We start from the raw sequence: 16428 nt of genomic DNA, 5'->3' as shown, positions 1-16428 counted from the left end.
CCCGGCGACGGTAGCAGCAGGTGGCCGTCCGACCCGGTCGTCCGACACGGGCCCGCGGGCGCCGTAGGCTGTTTGCGTGCTCTTGCTCGCTCTGGATACCGCCACGCCCGCCGTGACCGTCGCGCTGCACGACGGTACGGACGTCATCGCCTCGTCCAGCCAGGTGGACGCACGCCGGCACGGTGAGCTGCTGCTCCCCGCCGTCGACCGGGTGCTCGCCGAGGCCGGACTGCGGCTCGACGCCGTCACCGGCGTCGTCGCCGGCATCGGTCCCGGCCCGTACACCGGGCTGCGCGTCGGCCTGATGACCGCGGACACCTTCGGACTCGCGCTCGGTGTGCCCGTGCACGGCGTGTGCACGCTGGACGGACTGGCGTACGCCACCGACCTGGAGGGCCCCTTCGTGGTGGCGACGGACGCCCGCCGCAAGGAGGTCTACTGGGCGCGCTACGCCGACTCCCGCACCCGCCTCACCGACCCGGCGGTCGACCGCCCCGCCGACATCGCGGAGCAGGTCGCCGGGCTCCCGGCCGTCGGCGCGGGCGCGCTGCTCTACCCGGACACCTTCCCGCGCGCGCACGAGCCCGAGCACGTGTCCGCCGCCGCCCTGGCGTGCCTGGCCGCGGAGAAGCTGGCGGCGGGCGAGGAACTGCCCGCGCCCCGGCCGCTGTACCTGCGCCGGCCGGACGCGCAGGTCCCGAAGAACTACAAGGTGGTCACCCCCAAGTGACCGAGCCCGTGACTTCGCCCGTGGACGCCACGCTGCGCGAGATGCGCTGGTGGGACATCGACTCCGTGCTCCGGCTGGAGCGGGAGCTGTTCCCGGAGGACGCCTGGTCGCGGGGGATGTTCTGGTCCGAGCTGGCCCATGCGCGCGGGCCCGGGGCCACCCGGCGTTACCTGGTCGCCGAGCAGGACGCCGAGGTGGTCGGCTACGCGGGTCTGGTCACCTCCGGGGAGCAGGCGGACGTGCAGACCATCGCCGTCGCCCGCGACCACTGGGGCACCGGCCTCGGTGCGCGGCTGCTGACCGAACTGCTGCGGGCGGCGACCGCTTTCGAATGCACCGAGGTGCTCCTGGAGTGCCGGGTGGACAACACCCGCGCCCAGCGGCTGTACGAGCGCTTCGGCTTCGAGCCCATCGGCTTCAGACGCGGCTACTACCAGCCGGGGAACGTGGACGCCCTGGTGATGCGCCTGACCGACCCTTCCACCTCCGTACCGGGAACCGAGCGAGGAACCGACAACCATGGCTGACGAACCCCTGGTCCTGGGGATCGAGACCTCCTGCGACGAGACCGGCGTCGGTGTCGTGCGCGGCACCACCCTGCTGGCCGACGCCGTCGCCTCCAGCGTCGATGAGCACGCCCGCTTCGGCGGCGTCGTCCCGGAGGTGGCGAGCCGCGCCCACCTGGAGGCGATGGTCCCCACCATCGACCGCGCGCTGAAGGAGGCGGGCGTCAGCGCCCGCGACCTCGACGGCATCGCCGTCACCGCCGGCCCCGGCCTGGCCGGCGCCCTGCTGGTCGGCGTCTCGGCGGCCAAGGCGTACGCCTACGCGCTCGGCAAGCCCCTGTACGGCGTCAACCACCTCGCCTCGCACATCTGCGTCGACCAGCTGGAGCACGGGCCGCTGCCCGAGCCGACCATGGCGCTGCTGGTCTCCGGCGGGCACTCCTCGCTGCTGCTGTCGACGGACATCACCTCCGACGTCCGCCCGATGGGCGCCACCATCGACGACGCGGCCGGCGAGGCCTTCGACAAGATCGCCCGCGTGCTGAACCTGGGCTTCCCCGGCGGCCCGGTCATCGACCGGTACGCGCGCGAGGGCGACCCGAAGGCGATCGCGTTCCCGCGCGGGCTGACCGGGCCGCGCGACCCCGAGTACGACTTCTCCTTCTCCGGGCTGAAGACGGCCGTGGCCCGCTGGATCGAGGCCAAGCGGGCGGCGGGCGAGGAGGTGCCGGTGCGGGACGTGGCGGCCTCCTTCCAGGAGGCGGTCGTGGACGTGCTGACCCGCAAGGCCGTCCGGGCCTGCAAGGACCAGGGCGTCGACCACCTGATGATCGGCGGCGGTGTGGCCGCCAACTCCCGGCTGCGGGTCCTGGCCCAGGAGCGCTGCGAGGCGGCCGGCATCCGGCTGCGCGTGCCGCGGCCCAAGCTGTGCACGGACAACGGCGCGATGGTCGCCGCGCTCGGCGCCGAGATGGTCGCCCGCGACCGGGCCGCCTCCGACTGGGACCTGTCGGCGGACTCCTCGCTGCCGGTGACCGACCCGCACGTCCCGGGGCAGGGTCACACGCACGACCACGTCCACGAGGTCAGCAAGGAGAACCTGTACCCGTGACCGTCGCGCTGATGTGGGAGGCACGGGCCGTGCCCGGCCGGGGCGAGGACCTCTTGGCCTGGGCACGGGCGCAGCCGCTCGACGGCGAGCCGCTGCGCCGGGAGACGCTGCGCGCCCCGCAGGACCGGGTCCTCGTCATCACCTGGTGGGACGCCGCCTACGACGCCGACCTCCCCGAACTGCCGGAGCCGGACGGGGAACTGGTCATGCGGACGGTGCACCGGTGGCGGTTCGAGTCGGTGGCCGCGGACTGACCGGAGAGGCCGCGGGCGTCACGCCGGTGACACCTCCGTCCCGCAGCGCAGCCGCCGGTCCGGTCCGAGCACCCGTGCGGGCCCCGTGAGGGTCAGCCGTGCCGTGTGGCGGACGTCGGCGCTGGACGCCGCCAACCGCAGTTCCAGGGCGCCCGGTTCGACCGTGCGGCGGCCCGCGCGGTCGGTGAACGCCGAGAGGTCGGCGTGGAACCGGAACGTCACCCGGCGGGCCTCGCCGGGCGCCAGCTCCAGCCGCCGGTAGCCGATCAGGCGGACGTCCGGGCGGGTCACCGACGCCACCGGGTCGTGCAGGTACAACTGCACCACCTCGGCGCCGGCCCGGTCGCCGGTGTTGCGGACGGTCACCGACACGTCGTACGTGCCGTCCGTGCCGATCTCCGCGCCGTCCTCGGGGCCGCCGGTGCCGTCCTCCCACGCGAACGTCGTGTACGAGCGGCCGTGGCCGAAGGCGTACAGCGGGGTCGGGTCGAGGTTGCTGACCTCGCCGGCCAGGCCCAGCGGGGGCTGGAGGTAGGTCCACGGCTGGCCGCCGGGCAGGTGCGGAACGCTCACCGGAAGGCGCCCGGAGGGAGAGACCCGGCCCGACAGCACGCCCGCCACCGCGGGGCCGCCCTCCTCGCCGGGGAAGAACGCCTGCACGGCCGCGCCGAGCCGCCCGTGCCAGCGGCCGAGCGCGTACGGACGCCCGGTCAGCAGCACCAGGACCACGGGTACGCCCGTCGCGACCAGCGCGTCGAGCAGCGCCCCCTGGACGCCGGGCAGCCCCAGGTCGCTCACGTCGCAGCCCTCGCCGGAGGTGCCCCGCCCGAAGAGTCCGGCCCGGTCGCCCAGGACCGCGACGCACACGTCGGCCTCGGCGGCCCGTGCCACCGCCTCCTCGAAGCCCGAGGTGTCCGGGCCGGAGGTGTCGCAGCCCTCGGCGAACGTCACCTTGGCGTCGGGCAGTTCGGCGCGCAGGGCGTCCAGCACGGTCGGGATGTCGATGCCCGCCGGCACCTCGGGGTGGTGGGGCAGGACGTGGGACGGGAAGGAGTAGCAGCCCAGCATGGCCAGGGCGTCGGCGGCCCGCGGGCCGACCACCGCGATCCGGGTGTCGGGGGCGAGCGGCAGGACGCCGTCGGGATTGTCCAGGAGCACCACCGACTCCTCGGCCAGACGGCGGGCCAGGGCGCGGTTGGCGGGGGAGTCCAGGTCGACCGCGGCGGGGTCGCCGGCCGGCTCGGGCGTCCAGTCCTCGTCCAGCAGGCCCAGTTCGCACTTCTGGAGCAGCACGCGGCGGGCGGACAGCTCGATCAGTTCCTCGGGGACCTCGCCCGCGCGGACCGCCTCCAGCAGCGGCTTGCCGTAGCACCGCACTGTCGGCAGCTCCACGTCGATGCCGGCCGCGAGGGCCAGGTGCGCCGCCTCGGCGGGGGTGCCGGCGACCCGGTGCAGGGACTCCAGGAAACCGACGCCGAAGTAGTCGGCGACCACCGTGCCGGTGAAGCCCCACTCGTCCCGCAGCAGCGTGGTCAGCAGTGCCGGGTCGGCCGAGGCGGGGACGCCGTCGGTCTCCGTGTACGCCGCCATCACCGAGCGGGCGCCGCCCTCGCGCAGAGCCAGCTCGAACGGCGGGAGCGTCACGTCGGCGAACTCCCGCACGCCCGCCCGCACGGGGGCCAGATTGCGGGCACCGGCCGAGGAGGCGTACCCGGCGAAGTGCTTGAGCGTGGCGACGACCCCGGCCGACTCCAGGCCCCGCACATACGCCGTGCCGATCGTCCCGACCAGATACGGGTCCTCGCCGATCGTCTCCTCCACCCGGCCCCAGCGGGCGTCCCGTACGACGTCCAGGACGGGCGCGAGGCCCTGGTGGACGCCGACCGAGCGCAGGTCGTGGCCGATGCGCCGGGCCATCTCCTCGACCAGGTCCGGGTCGAAGGTGGCGCCCCAGGCCAGCGGCACCGGGTAGGCGGTGGCCCGCCAGGCGGTGAAGCCGGCCAGGCACTCCTCGTGGGCGAGCGCCGGGATGCCGAAGCGGCCGGCCTCGCGGATGCGGTGCTGGGCGCGGGCGAGGGCCTGCGCGCCCAGGGCCGGGTCGACGGGGGCGGTGCCGAAGGGGCGGGTGAGCTGGCCGAGGCCGTGGGTGATCAGCTCGTCCCAGTCGTAGTCGGCGGTCATCTGGTTCTGGAGCGGGGCGACGCCGTCGCCGTCCGTGGCGGCGCCCACCCACACGCCGTACAGCTGTGCGGTCTTCTCCTCCAGGGTCATCCGGGCCAGGAGGTCGTCGACGCGGGCGGCGGCGGGCAGGGCGGGGTCACGCCAGGGCGCGGTGGTCATGGAACTCCTGTCGGGTGGACGGGACGGCTGCCCTCTCACGAACGCTTCTTCGCGGACGAAGACCGCGAATGTTTCGACGTATCAATCGAATGTTCCGGAAACCTATGGCCACCCGAAGTCTTCGTCAAGGGGGTCAGCGGGGATACGATCGCCGCCATGACATCCCCGCAGCCCGCTGAAACCCGGTCGCAAAGGCGGTCCGCGCAGACCGCGACCCTCGCCGAGATCGCCCGCGAGGCCGGTGTGTCGGCACCGACTGTTTCGAAGGTCCTCAACGGCCGCGCCGACGTCGCCCCCGCCACCCGGGCGCGTGTGGAGGAGCTGCTGCGGGCCCACGGCTACCGGCGCAGGCGGGCCGAGGCGACCCGCTCACCCCTGATCGACCTGGTCTTCCACGAGCTGGAGAGCGCCTGGGCGATGGAGGTCATCCGGGGGGTGGAGAACGTGGCGCGGGACGCGGGGCTCAGCGTCGTGCTCTCCGAGAGCGCGGGCCGCCTCACACCCGGCAGGACGTGGGCCGACCAGGTCGCCGCCCGCCGCCCGCACGGCGTCGTCCTCGTGCTGTCCGGCCTCGACGAGTCCCAGCGGGCCCTGCTGACCAGCCGCTCCATCCCGTTCGTGGTGATGGACCCGGCCGGCGACCCGGGCGCCGACGTGCCGTCCATCGGTGCCACCAACTGGCAGGGCGGACTCGCCGCCACCCGCCACCTGATCGACCTGGGGCACACCCGTATCGGCGCGATCAGCGGCCCCACCCGGATGATGTGCAGCCGCGCCCGCGTCGACGGCTACCGGGCCGCCCTGGAGACGGCCGGGCTGCCGGTCGACGCCGGTCTGATCGTGACCGGCGACTTCCATCACGAGGCCGGCTACCGGCAGGGCCTGGAGCTGCTGCGCCGCCCCGACCGGCCGACCGCGGTCTTCGCCGGCAACGACCTCCAGGCGCTCGGGCTCTACGAGGCCGCGCGCGAACTGGGGCTGCGCATCCCGCACGACCTGAGCGTGGTCGGGTTCGACGACCTGCCGGTGGCGCGCTGGGTGGGGCCGCCGCTGACGACCGTACGGCAGCCGCTCACGGAGATGGCCGAGGCCGCCGCGCGCCTGGTGCTGGACCTCGGCCGCGACGACGGCTCGGCCGCGGCCACCCGGGTCGAGCTGGCCACCAGCCTGGAGGTCCGCAGCAGCACGGCAGCGCCTCCGTCCGCCTAGTCCTCGAAACTTTCGGGAAAGCTTTCGGTTCCGTCCGCCGCCCGCGTGGCGAGAAGTCTGAGAATTTCCGCAGAATGCCGTCCGCGGCTACCCGTTCCCAATAATTCGGACTTATGTTCCTCCCGGTGGGGCATCCGGGCGGGGACGCGAGCGGGACGGGCGGGGGCTGACGCATGGCTGCGCGGGCGGGGCGGAACGGACGTTCGGCGATGCTGAGGACCGCCGGCCTCGCCCTGGCGGGCGCCCTGCTGCTGGGCATCGCCGCGGCGGGCTGGGCGTACTGGCATCTGAGCGGCAACATCAGGAGCGTCGACATCGACGGCGCGCTCGGCGACGACCGCCCCGCCCGGCCCCTCACGGCCCCCTCCGCCTCCGCCTCCGAGCCCGCGCCGCCCACCGGAGCCCTGAACCTCCTGGTCCTCGGCTCGGACTCGCGCGGCGGCGAGGAGAACCAGGAGCTGGGCGGCGGCGACAGCGAGGGCGCCCGCTCCGACACGGCGATGGTCGTCCACCTCGACGCCGGCCGGACCTCCGCCACCGTCGTCAGCATCCCGCGCGACACGCTCGTCACCCGCCCCTCCTGCCCGCTGCCGTCCGGCGGCACGACCCGGGAGGCCGAGGGCGCGATGTTCAACACCGCGTACGCCCTGGGCGGGCCGGTCTGCGCGGTCAAGACCGTCGAGTCGCTCACCGGCGTCCGCATGGACCACTACATCGAGATCGACTTCTCCGGCTTCGCCGAGCTGGTCGACGCGCTCGGCGGCGTCACCGTCACCACGGACGTGGACATCGACGACGACAAGAGCCACCTCCACCTGGACGCCGGCACCCACCACCTCGACGGCACCCAGGCCCTCGGACTGGCCCGCACCCGGTACGGACTGGCCGGCGGCAGCGACCTCGCCCGCATAGAGCTCCAGCAGAAGCTGGTCAAGGCGCTGCTGGAGCAGATCTCCGACGCCGGCCTGCTCACCGACCCCGCCCGGCTGTACCGGGTCGCCGACGCGGTCACCGGCAGCCTCACCACCGACACCGGCCTGGACTCGCTGGGCGAGCTGACGAACCTCGGCCGCAGCATCGGGGGCCTGTCGGCGGACGCCGTACGGACGGTGACGATGCCGGTCGTACCGGCCCCGTGGGACACCAACCGGGTGGTGGCCCGGGAACCGGACGCCCGGAAGCTGTGGGAATCCCTGCGCTGAACACCGCCTGACCTGCGCATATGTGCGCGGGGATGCGGACCCGGTGGCGGGCCGGAAAAAATCCTCGGGAAAAGTCGGGGCCCCTGTCGATCCACGGCCCTCCCGTTCGACGTACGGGTGAGAGGCCGGGAGCGACCCGGTCCCGGTCACCGACCCGAGGAGTCACCATGCCCCGTTACCTGTCGCTCGTCCGCATCGACGAGAACAACGCCCCCGCCGAAGGCCCCAGCCCCGAGCTGATGCGTCGCATGGGGGAGCTGATGGAGGAGATGACGAAGGCCGGCGTCCTGCTGGACACCGCCGGGCTGACCCCCACCGCCCAGGGCACCCGGGTCCACTACGAGGCCGGACAGCTGTCCGTCACCGACGGCCCCTTCACCGAGTCCAAGGAGGTCGTCGGCGGCTACGCGCTGATCCAGGCCAAGGACATGGCCGAGGCGATCGAGTGGACCAAGCGCTTCCTGAAGGTCCACGAGGAGCACTGGACGGTGACCTGCGAGGTGCGCGAGATCATGGAGGGCTGACTTCCGCTTTGTCCCGGGTGCGCGAGGGTGTTGCATGTGGGCTGTGAAGCCACAGCCCACCGCCGCCCCGCGCGACACCGCCGCCTCCGCCCGGACCGCGGAGGCGATCGAGACGGTCTTCCGGCTGGAGTCCCCCCGCGTGATCGCCGGCGTCGCCCGCGTCGTCCGGGACGTCGGCATAGCCGAGGAGATCGCGCAGGACGCACTGGTCGCGGCCCTGGAGCAGTGGCCCCGCGACGGGGTGCCCGACAACCCGGGCGCCTGGCTGACGACCACCGCCCGGCGCCGCGCCGTCGACCTGGTCCGGCGCCGGGAGACCTATGCCCGCAAGCTGGCGGAGATCGGCCGGGACCTGCCCGTCGCCGCGCCGCCCGAGGAGCCCGCCGACCCGGACGGCATCGACGACGACCTGCTGCGGCTCGTCTTCACGGCCTGCCACCCGGTGCTGTCCGCCGAGGCCCGCATCGCGCTGACCCTGCGCCTGCTCGGCGGCCTGACCACCGCCGAGATCGCCCGCGCCGTCCTGGCACCGGAACCGACGGTCGCGCAGCGCATCGTGCGGGCCAAACGGACGCTGGCGGCACGCAACGTCGCCTTCGAGGTGCCGTACGGGCCGGAGCGGGCGGCCCGGCTCGGCTCGGTCCTGGAGGTCATCTACCTGATCTTCAACGAGGGCTACGCGGCCACCGCCGGCGACGACTGGCTGCGGCCCGGCCTGTGCGAGGACGCGCTGCGCCTGGCCCGTGTGCTGTCCGCCCTGATGCCGAAGGAACCCGAGGTCCACGGGCTGACCGCCCTGCTCGAGTTCCAGGCGTCCCGCACCGCCGCCCGCACCGGCCCCGACGGCGCGCCCGTCCTGCTGAAGGACCAGAACCGCCGCCGCTGGAACCGCATGCTCATCGCCCGCGGCATCACCGCCCTCGACCGGGCGAACGCCCACGCCGCCGGCGCCCCGGGCCCGTACGCCCTCCAGGCCGCCATCGCCGCGTGCCACGCCCACGCGTACACCTACGAGGAGACCGACTGGGCGCGCATCGCCACGCTGTACGGCCTGCTCGCGGCCCGCGCCCCGTCCCCGGTCGTCGAACTCAACCGCGCGGTCGCCGTGTCGATGGCCGAGGGCCCGGCCCCGGCGCTCGCCCTCGTGGACGCCCTCGCCGCCGAGCCCGCGCTGCGCGGCTACCACCTGCTGCCCAGCGTCCGCGGCGACCTCCTGCTGCGTCTGGGCCGTACGGCCGAGGCCCGGGCGGAGTTCGAACGGGCCGCGTCCCTGGCCCGCAACGAACGCGAACGCGAACTGCTGACGCGCCGTGCGGGGGAGTGCGGCTGAGACGCGGTGGCCCGGCGGACCCGCCGCAGGCGCGGGCCCGGCACGGGGGCGTCCCCGCTCCGGCGGACCCGCGCTGATCAGGTGCCGTTCACGTCGCGCGGCCTGCTCCGCCGGAGGCCGTACGCACCGGATGCCCGATCAGCATCGTCGGCGCCCCCGCGACCCGGGTCAGGAACACCGTGGCGGCGTTCGGCCCCTGGGGTTTGACCTTGCGCCGCAGCTCTTCCGGCTCGACCGCCGAGCCGCGCTTCTTCACCGTCAGCGTGCCGACCCGACGCTCCCGCAGCAGCGCCTTCAGCTTCTTGACGTTGAACGGCATCCGGTCGGTGATCTCGTACGCCGTGGCGTACGGCGTCGGCACCAGCTCGTCCGCGGTGACGTAGGCGATGGTCGCGTCGAGCAGCCCGCCGCCGACCTGTTCGGCGACCTCGGCGACCAGATGGGCCCGGATGACGGCGCCGTCGGGCTCGTACAGGTACCGGCCGGGCGTGCGGACCTCCGGGTCGGGCAGGCCGGTGCCGAGCAGGGTGCGGGGCCCCGGCAGCAGCGTCGCCCGGACCGCCCCCGGCGCGGTGCCGAACCACAGCACCGCCTCCTTCACGTCCCCGCCGTCCGAGATCCACTCGGCCTCGGCGTCGTCCGGCACCGCCTCGTGCGGAATGCCGGGCGCCACCTTCAGCGCGGCGGCGCGGGACGCCCCACGGGCGGCCTCCACGGCCCAGGACAGCGGCGGCGAGTACGCCTCGGGGTCGAAGATCCGCCCGCCCGTCGCCCGGCCACCACCCCTCACCGACGTGCTTCGCGCGGCTCCTCCCGATCGCCCGCCGCGCCGCGCCGGGTCGGCGAACACGGCGTCGTACCCGGCCGTGTCCACCTCGGTGACGTCCGCCTCGCGGACCTCGATCAGTTCGCCCAGCCCCAGCGCCTCGGCGTTGGCGCGGGCCGCCCCGGCCGTCGCCGGGTCGCGGTCGACGGCCAGGACCCGGATGCCCGCGCGGGCCAGCGCGATCGCGTCGCCGCCGATCCCGCAGCACAGGTCGGCGACGGAGGTGATGCCCAGCTCCTTGAAGCGTCCTGCCCGGTACGCCGCCACGCTCGCCCGGGTCGACTGCTCGACGCCGTTCGGGGTGAAGAACATCTGCCCGGCGTCCTCGGCCCCGAACTTCGCCACCGCCCGCTGCCGCAGCCGCGCCTGACCGAGCGCCGCCGACACCAGGTCGGCCGGGTGGTCGCGGCGCAGCCGGGTGGCGACGGCCAACTCCCGCGCGGGGTCGGTGTCGCGGACCTCGTCGAGCAGGGCGCGGCCTTCGGGGGTGAGCAGGGAGAGGAGGGCATCGAGGTCGTTCACCGGCCCATTGTGGGCCAGTCGGTGGATGGTGCGCCTCCGGCGCGGTGTCGGGCGCGGGCGAAGGGCCCGGGGCTGCGAGGATCCGGCACCATGCGAGTAGTAGTACAAAATGACAAAAGCCGGGCACGCGGAGTGGTCCGGGCGGCCTCCAGGACGCCTTCGGGTGCCCGGGTGCGCGGCGGCCTCGCCGTGCTCCTCGCCGCCGCCCTCGCCTCCGCCTGCGCGCAGCACACCCCCGAGGTGCGGGGCGCCCCCGGCCAGCAGCCCGTCGAGGCGCCCCCGGCTCCCGCGCGCGACGGCCTCGCGCCCGAGCTGCGCGCGGCACAGGCCGCCCGGGTCGCCGCCGCCAAGCGCTGGAACCTGAAGGAGGTCCCGCTGACGGCCCCGCCGCCCCCGGTGAGGAAACCGGAGATCACGGCGCGCGAGGGCTTCGAGGTGCACGGGCAGGAGGACCTCCCGCCGGTCTTCACCACCGTCCCCACCGAGGAGAGGATCCTCTTCCTCACCATCGACGACGGCACCGAGAAGGACCCGGCGTTCCTGCGCATGATGAGCGAGCTGAAGATCCCGTACACGGTCTTCCTCACCGACGACGAGATCAAGGACGACTACGGCTACTTCGAGAAGATGCAGGCCCGCGGCGTCACCATCAACAGCCACACCCTGAGCCACCCGTACCTCCCGGGGCTCTCCTACGCGCAGCAGGAGCACGAGATCTGCGGCATGCAGGAGGTGATCGAGAAGCGCTACGGCAAGCGCCCCGCCCTCTTCCGCCCGCCCTTCGGCAACTACAACCGGGACACCCTGCGCGCCGCGAAGTCCTGCGGCATCAAGTACGCCCCGATCTGGAACGAGGAGGTCTACGTCGACCACTGGGAGTACCGCGAGGGGGACCAGGACCTCCACCCGGGCGACATCGTCCTCACCCACTTCCGGGGCCCCGAGGAGTGGGGCGGCACGATGACGGACCTGGCCCGCCGCTTCCTGGACCGGGTCACCGCCGAGGGATACGCGGTGGCCCGGCTGGAGGACTACCTGTGAGGCGGGGGCGGTTCCGGACGGCCGGGGCCGCCCTGGCCGCCGTACTGCTCACCGGCTGCGCCCAGTTCGCCGGCCCCGCCGGACACCCCACGGCCGGCCAGCCGGCCCGCGCGGGCGGGCGGGCCGCCCCCGCACCCCCGGTCCTGGACCACGTCCGCACCACCGACAGGGTCGTCTTCCTCACCTACGACGACGGCGCCGACCGGGACCCCCGCCTCACCGCCCTGATCCGCGAACGGCGGCTCCCGGTCACCCTGTTCCTGACCGACACCGTGGCCGGACCGGCTTACGGCCACTTCGCCCGGCTGCGCTCGGTCGGCGCGAGCCTGCAGAACCACACCCTCGACCACCGCTCCCTGCGCGGCCTGCCCTACGCGGGCCAGCGCGCCGAGATCTGCGGCCAGCAGGCCAAGCTCCACTCCCGCTTCGGCGTCCACCCGCGTCTCTTCCGCCCGCCCTACGGCCGGTACGACCCGACGACCCTGCGCGCCGCCGCCGACTGCGGCGTCACGGCCGTGGTCCTGTGGCGGGCCACGCTGACCCCCGACGGCCCCCTGACCTACACCCGCGGTGATCCCCGCCTGCACCCGGGCGACATCGTCTCGGTCACGGCCCCGGCCCGCACGGAGGAACTGCTCCAGCAGATCGAGGAACGGGACCTGCGGGTGGGCCGCCTGGAGGACTACCTCGGCCGATCCGGCCCGTCCGGCCGATCCGGCGCGGTCGGCTGATCCGGCCCGTCCGGCGTCTGAGGACGAGGCCGTCCAGGCCGAAGCGGGGGTCTGGGGGCGGCAGCCCCAGGACCGCCCACACCCACGCCGGGTGCGCCACAAGACCGGCGTTCGGCCGGGAAATTCCGCCGACGCGCCGCAGGCATTGGCACTCCGCTTGACCGAGTGCTAATCGCGGTCATAGTCTCAGGTCTGGCACTCCCCCCTGGAGAGTGCCAACAAAGCGACGGGCAGGTCCGGCACCCGCGACGACGGATCGACCTGGTCGCCACCTCAGACAGTTAACCCCGTGAGATCTCCGAAGGGGGAGGTCGGATCGTGACGACCGCCAGCTCCAAGGTTGCCATCAAGCCGCTCGAGGACCGCATTGTGGTCCAGCCGCTCGACGCCGAGCAGACCACGGCTTCGGGCCTGGTCATTCCGGACACCGCCAAGGAGAAGCCCCAGGAGGGCGTCGTCCTGGCCGTGGGCCCGGGCCGCTTCGAGGACGGCAACCGTCTTCCGCTCGACGTCACCGTCGGCGACGTCGTGCTCTACAGCAAGTACGGCGGCACCGAGGTGAAGTACAACGGCGAGGAGTACCTCGTCCTCTCGGCTCGCGACGTGCTCGCGATCGTCGAGAAGTAATTCACCGAAGCACCTTGCTTTCCAGCTGCGCCCCTGGCTCCCGCGACCATAAAAAGCCGGGCGTCGGGGGCGCAGTGCCGTATAACCCCAAGATTTCCGGAAGAGGGCTCACGCTCCCATGGCGAAGATCCTGAAGTTCGACGAGGACGCCCGTCGCGCCCTCGAGCGCGGCGTCAACAAGCTTGCCGACACGGTGAAGGTGACGATCGGCCCCAAGGGCCGCAACGTCGTCATCGACAAGAAGTTCGGCGCTCCGACCATCACCAACGACGGTGTCACGATCGCCCGCGAGGTCGAGATCGAGGACCCGTACGAGAACCTCGGCGCCCAGCTGGTGAAGGAGGTGGCGACCAAGACCAACGACATCGCGGGTGACGGCACCACCACCGCCACCGTCCTGGCCCAGGCCCTGGTCCGCGAGGGTCTGAAGAACGTCGCCGCGGGTGCCTCCCCGGCGCTGCTGAAGAAGGGCATCGACGCGGCCGTCAAGGCCGTCTCCGAGGACCTCCTCGCGACCGCCCGCCCGATCGACGAGAAGTCCGACATCGCCGCCGTGGCCGCGCTGTCCGCCCAGGACCAGCAGGTCGGCGAGCTCATCGCCGAGGCCATGGACAAGGTCGGCAAGGACGGTGTCATCACCGTCGAGGAGTCCAACACCTTCGGTCTGGAGCTGGACTTCACCGAGGGCATGGCCTTCGACAAGGGCTACCTGTCGCCGTACTTCGTGACGGACCAGGAGCGCATGGAGGCGGTTTTGGAGGACCCCTACATCCTCATCAACCAGGGCAAGATCTCCTCCATCGCGGACCTGCTGCCGCTGCTGGAGAAGGTCATCCAGGCGGGTGCCTCCAAGCCGCTGCTGATCATCGCCGAGGACCTCGAGGGCGAGGCGCTCTCCACCCTCGTCGTGAACAAGATCCGCGGCACCTTCAACGCCGTCGCGGTGAAGGCCCCGGGCTTCGGCGACCGCCGCAAGGCGATGCTCCAGGACATGGCCGTCCTCACCGGCGCCACCGTCATCTCCGAGGAGGTCGGCCTCAAGCTCGACCAGGTCGGCCTGGACGTGCTCGGCACCGCCCGCCGCATCACGGTCACCAAGGACGACACCACGATCGTCGACGGTGCCGGCAAGCGTGACGAGGTCGAGGGCCGCATCGCCCAGATCAAGGCCGAGATCGAGAACACGGACTCCGACTGGGACCGCGAGAAGCTCCAGGAGCGCCTCGCGAAGCTGGCCGGCGGCGTGTGCGTGATCAAGGTCGGCGCCGCCACCGAGGTGGAGCTGAAGGAGCGCAAGCACCGTCTGGAGGACGCCATCTCCGCGACCCGCGCCGCGGTCGAGGAGGGCATCGTCTCCGGTGGTGGCTCCGCCCTGGTCCACGCCGTCAAGGTCCTCGAGGGCAACCTCGGCAAGACCGGCGACGAGGCCACCGGTGTGTCGGTCGTCCGCAAGGCCGCCGTCGAGCCGCTGCGCTGGATCGCCGAGAACGCCGGCCTCGAGGGCTACGTCATCGTCTCCAAGGTGGCGGAGCTCGAGAAGGGCAACGGCTACAACGCCGCGACCGGCGAGTACGGCGACCTGGTCAAGGCCGGCGTCATCGACCCGGTCAAGGTCACCCGCTCCGCCCTGGAGAACGCCGCCTCCATCGCCTCCCTCCTCCTGACGACCGAGACCCTGGTCGTCGAGAAGAAGGAAGAGGAAGAGCCGGCCGCCGCGGGCCACGGCCACGGCCACGCCCACTGAGCGCTGCGCTGAGCTGAACGGTGCCCAGTCCCCTGCGGGGGGCTGGGCACCGTTTCGTCGGCGGCGGTGCCGGACACGCGTCTGCCCCGTCGGGTTCTGTGCCGGGTGCGGCGCCGTTGCGGCTGATCGCGCAGTTCCCCGCGCCCCTTCGGGCGCTTCGCTCCGCTACTGCGGCCCGTACTTCCGTCCCGTCCGGGACGAGATCCCGCCCAGCATCCCCCGCGGCACCAGCTTCGCCGCGCCCATCAGGGCCTTGTAGCGCGGGTCGGGGATCGACAGGGACTTGCCGCGGGAGAGGTCGGCGAGCGCCGCCGCGACCAGTTTGTCGGCGTCCAGCCACATCCAGTTCGGGATGTTGTCCGTGCCCATGCCGGCCCGCTCGTGGAACTCCGTGCGCACGAAGCCGGGGCACAGCGCCATCAGGCGCACGCCGCTGCCGGCCAGGTCCTTCGCCACGCCCTGCGTGAACTGCACGACCCACGCCTTGGACGCGCCGTAGGTGCCGCGCGGGACGAAGGCCGCGACCGAGGCCACGTTGACGACGCCGCCGCGGCCCCGCGCCCGCATCGCCTCCGTGGCCGCCGCGGTCAGCCGCAGCACCGCCTCGCAGTGCACCTTGAGCATCGTCAGCTCGTCGGCCATGGAGACCTCGAGGAAACGGCCCTTGTTGCCGAAGCCGGCGTTGTTGATCAGCAGGTCGACGGCGTTCCTGCGGTCGTCCAGCCGGGCGGCCACCGCCTCGATGCCCGCGTCCGTCGCCAGGTCGGCCGTCAGTACCTCGGCCTCGATGCCGTGCCGGTCGTGCAGTTCCGTCGCCTGCTCGCGCAGCCGCTTGGTGTCGCGGGCCACCAGCACCAGGTCGTGCCCGTCGGCCGCCAGCCGTCGCGCGAACGCGGCGCCGATGCCCGCCGTCGATCCCGTAATCAATGCCGTTGTCATGGCGCAAGGTTATGGGTCCGGACCGCGCAGGTCCGTTTCGCTCACCAGGACTGCGGTTCGTGAAGGACGAGTGAAGGCAGTCCTGGTGAGGCCCGGTCAGGCCCGCTGCGCGGCCAGGTACTTCCGCGCCGCCGCCAGAGCCTCCGAGTGCAGGGCGTCGCCGGCCGCGAGCAGCCGGGGCAGCAGCTCCCGCTCCGTCGTCACCGCACGGAACTGGAGCGCCACCGTCACCTCGTGGGCGGGGCGGTGCACGATCGCCACCGGGTCGCCCGCCCGTATCTCACCGGGCTCGATCACCCGCAGGTACGCACCCGGCGCTCCCTTGGCCGTGAAGCGCTTCACCCACCGTTCCTCACCCAGATGGCCCTGGAAGGTCCGGCAGGGGATGCGGCCGCTGGTGACCTCCAGGAGCAGATCGGGGCCGACGCGCCAGCGCTCGCCGATCAGAGCGCCGGAGACGTCCACGCCCGCCGTGGTGAGGTTCTCGCCGAACACGCCGTGCGGCAGCGGGCGGCCCAGCTCGCGCTCCCAGTCGTCCATGTCCTCGCGCGCCACGGCGTAGACGGCCTGGTCCACGCCTCCGTGATGGCGGGTGTCGCACACCGCGTCCCCGGCGAGCCCGCTCGCGCCGGTCCCCTTCGGCCCGGGCGCCGTCACCCGGACGGGCCCGTCGGCCGGCTGCTTGTCGATGCCGGTGACGCCGTCGGGCTGGTCGGTGTACGGCACGGCCTTCGGACGGCCCAGGTTGACTGACAGAAGCTTCATGACGGCACGGTAGGACAGCCCGTTCAA

The 16428-nt window shown here is 73.2% G+C and carries 16 protein-coding genes; 12 read left to right on the top strand and 4 right to left on the bottom strand.

The annotated features are described in order from the left end of the window. Positions 1-76 precede the first annotated feature (76 nt). The 4 genes from tsaB to ACIRG6_RS12620 are packed head-to-tail and all read left to right on the top strand — an operon-like array spanning position 77 to position 2601. On the top strand, positions 77-730 hold the full coding sequence (tsaB, locus tag ACIRG6_RS12635) for a tRNA (adenosine(37)-N6)-threonylcarbamoyltransferase complex dimerization subunit type 1 TsaB (protein ID WP_189229116.1): 654 nt from the start codon (positions 77-79) through the stop codon (positions 728-730). Positions 731-771: 41 nt separating this feature from the next. After that, positions 772-1257 (top strand): ribosomal protein S18-alanine N-acetyltransferase, encoded by a 486-nt coding sequence (gene rimI, locus ACIRG6_RS12630; protein WP_364676687.1) that lies wholly within the window; start codon positions 772-774, stop codon positions 1255-1257. Next, positions 1250-2347, top strand: a complete 1098-nt coding sequence (gene tsaD / locus ACIRG6_RS12625) for a tRNA (adenosine(37)-N6)-threonylcarbamoyltransferase complex transferase subunit TsaD (protein ID WP_318214049.1) — start codon at positions 1250-1252, stop codon at positions 2345-2347. The genes rimI and tsaD overlap by 8 nt, the downstream gene beginning before the upstream one ends. Then, positions 2344-2601, top strand: coding sequence for a hypothetical protein (locus ACIRG6_RS12620; protein WP_364676432.1), 258 nt, complete (start codon positions 2344-2346; stop codon positions 2599-2601). Before tsaD ends, ACIRG6_RS12620 begins: the two co-directional genes overlap by 4 nt. A gap of 18 nt (positions 2602-2619) precedes the next feature. Here the strand turns inward: ACIRG6_RS12620 and ACIRG6_RS12615 are convergent, their stop codons facing one another. Further along, complete coding sequence (locus ACIRG6_RS12615; RefSeq protein ID WP_403322408.1) at positions 2620-4941, bottom strand: beta-xylosidase/alpha-l-arabinosidase; 2322 nt, start codon at positions 4939-4941, stop codon at positions 2620-2622. Positions 4942-5097: 156 nt separating this feature from the next. Here ACIRG6_RS12615 and ACIRG6_RS12610 point away from each other — a divergent pair, with 156 nt between their 5' ends. The 4 genes from ACIRG6_RS12610 to ACIRG6_RS12595 all read left to right on the top strand — a co-directional run bounded on the left by ACIRG6_RS12610 (position 5098) and on the right by ACIRG6_RS12595 (position 9206). Next, positions 5098-6150 carry a LacI family DNA-binding transcriptional regulator gene (locus tag ACIRG6_RS12610; protein ID WP_364676438.1) on the top strand — a complete coding sequence of 351 codons (1053 nt, stop codon included), beginning with the start codon at positions 5098-5100 and terminating at the stop codon, positions 6148-6150. Between the two features lie 173 nt (positions 6151-6323). Further along, complete coding sequence (locus ACIRG6_RS12605) at positions 6324-7352, top strand: LCP family protein (RefSeq protein ID WP_403322405.1); 1029 nt, start codon at positions 6324-6326, stop codon at positions 7350-7352. Between the two features lie 167 nt (positions 7353-7519). Further along, positions 7520-7876 (top strand): YciI family protein, encoded by a 357-nt coding sequence (locus tag ACIRG6_RS12600; RefSeq protein WP_239765496.1) that lies wholly within the window; start codon positions 7520-7522, stop codon positions 7874-7876. 34 nt (positions 7877-7910) lie between these two features. Next, on the top strand, positions 7911-9206 hold the full coding sequence (locus tag ACIRG6_RS12595) for an RNA polymerase sigma factor (protein ID WP_403322403.1): 1296 nt from the start codon (positions 7911-7913) through the stop codon (positions 9204-9206). 88 nt (positions 9207-9294) lie between these two features. On the opposite strand, the gene ACIRG6_RS12590 is transcribed toward ACIRG6_RS12595, so the two are convergent. Next, positions 9295-10554, bottom strand: coding sequence for a THUMP-like domain-containing protein (locus ACIRG6_RS12590; RefSeq protein ID WP_450152405.1), 1260 nt, complete (start codon positions 10552-10554; stop codon positions 9295-9297). A 90-nt stretch (positions 10555-10644) separates the two neighbouring features. Between ACIRG6_RS12590 and ACIRG6_RS12585 the strand changes: the two genes are divergently transcribed. From ACIRG6_RS12585 to groL, 4 genes are all read left to right on the top strand, one after another. Beyond that, a complete protein-coding gene (locus tag ACIRG6_RS12585) occupies positions 10645-11595 on the top strand; it encodes a polysaccharide deacetylase family protein (RefSeq protein WP_403322401.1) in 951 nt (316 codons plus the stop codon). Next, complete coding sequence (locus ACIRG6_RS12580; protein ID WP_365020432.1) at positions 11592-12326, top strand: polysaccharide deacetylase family protein; 735 nt, start codon at positions 11592-11594, stop codon at positions 12324-12326. The genes ACIRG6_RS12585 and ACIRG6_RS12580 overlap by 4 nt, the downstream gene beginning before the upstream one ends. Positions 12327-12644: 318 nt before the next feature. Next, positions 12645-12953, top strand: coding sequence for a co-chaperone GroES (gene groES / locus ACIRG6_RS12575; protein ID WP_010986397.1), 309 nt, complete (start codon positions 12645-12647; stop codon positions 12951-12953). Between the two features lie 118 nt (positions 12954-13071). After that, positions 13072-14697, top strand: coding sequence for a chaperonin GroEL (gene groL, locus ACIRG6_RS12570; RefSeq protein ID WP_364676452.1), 1626 nt, complete (start codon positions 13072-13074; stop codon positions 14695-14697). 165 nt (positions 14698-14862) lie between these two features. On the opposite strand, the gene ACIRG6_RS12565 is transcribed toward groL, so the two are convergent. Both ACIRG6_RS12565 and ACIRG6_RS12560 read right to left on the bottom strand, forming a co-directional pair. After that, a complete protein-coding gene (locus tag ACIRG6_RS12565) occupies positions 14863-15636 on the bottom strand; it encodes an SDR family NAD(P)-dependent oxidoreductase (protein ID WP_364676455.1) in 774 nt (257 codons plus the stop codon). Positions 15637-15732: 96 nt separating this feature from the next. Then, a complete protein-coding gene (locus ACIRG6_RS12560) occupies positions 15733-16401 on the bottom strand; it encodes an MOSC domain-containing protein (protein ID WP_364818689.1) in 669 nt (222 codons plus the stop codon). Between the last annotated feature and the right edge of the window lie 27 nt (positions 16402-16428).

The organism is Streptomyces flaveolus (assembly GCF_044765825.1).
GTDB lineage: Bacteria > Actinomycetota > Actinomycetes > Streptomycetales > Streptomycetaceae > Streptomyces > Streptomyces flaveolus.
Note: the sequence above shows the minus strand (reverse complement) of the source record. Positions and strands in the feature narration are given on the sequence as shown.

Coding starts and splice junctions, on each gene's coding strand:
- ACIRG6_RS12585 (WP_403322401.1), top strand. CDS start 10,645: ATGCGAGTAGTAGTACAAAATGACAAAAGCCGGGCACGCGGAGTGGTC.
- rimI (WP_364676687.1), top strand. CDS start 772: ATGCGCTGGTGGGACATCGACTCCGTGCTCCGGCTGGAGCGGGAGCTG.
- ACIRG6_RS12565 (WP_364676455.1), bottom strand. CDS start 15,636: ATGACAACGGCATTGATTACGGGATCGACGGCGGGCATCGGCGCCGCG.
- ACIRG6_RS12610 (WP_364676438.1), top strand. CDS start 5,098: ATGACATCCCCGCAGCCCGCTGAAACCCGGTCGCAAAGGCGGTCCGCG.
- ACIRG6_RS12605 (WP_403322405.1), top strand. CDS start 6,324: ATGGCTGCGCGGGCGGGGCGGAACGGACGTTCGGCGATGCTGAGGACC.
- ACIRG6_RS12560 (WP_364818689.1), bottom strand. CDS start 16,401: ATGAAGCTTCTGTCAGTCAACCTGGGCCGTCCGAAGGCCGTGCCGTAC.
- ACIRG6_RS12595 (WP_403322403.1), top strand. CDS start 7,911: ATGTGGGCTGTGAAGCCACAGCCCACCGCCGCCCCGCGCGACACCGCC.
- groL (WP_364676452.1), top strand. CDS start 13,072: ATGGCGAAGATCCTGAAGTTCGACGAGGACGCCCGTCGCGCCCTCGAG.
- ACIRG6_RS12615 (WP_403322408.1), bottom strand. CDS start 4,941: ATGACCACCGCGCCCTGGCGTGACCCCGCCCTGCCCGCCGCCGCCCGC.
- ACIRG6_RS12600 (WP_239765496.1), top strand. CDS start 7,520: ATGCCCCGTTACCTGTCGCTCGTCCGCATCGACGAGAACAACGCCCCC.
- tsaD (WP_318214049.1), top strand. CDS start 1,250: ATGGCTGACGAACCCCTGGTCCTGGGGATCGAGACCTCCTGCGACGAG.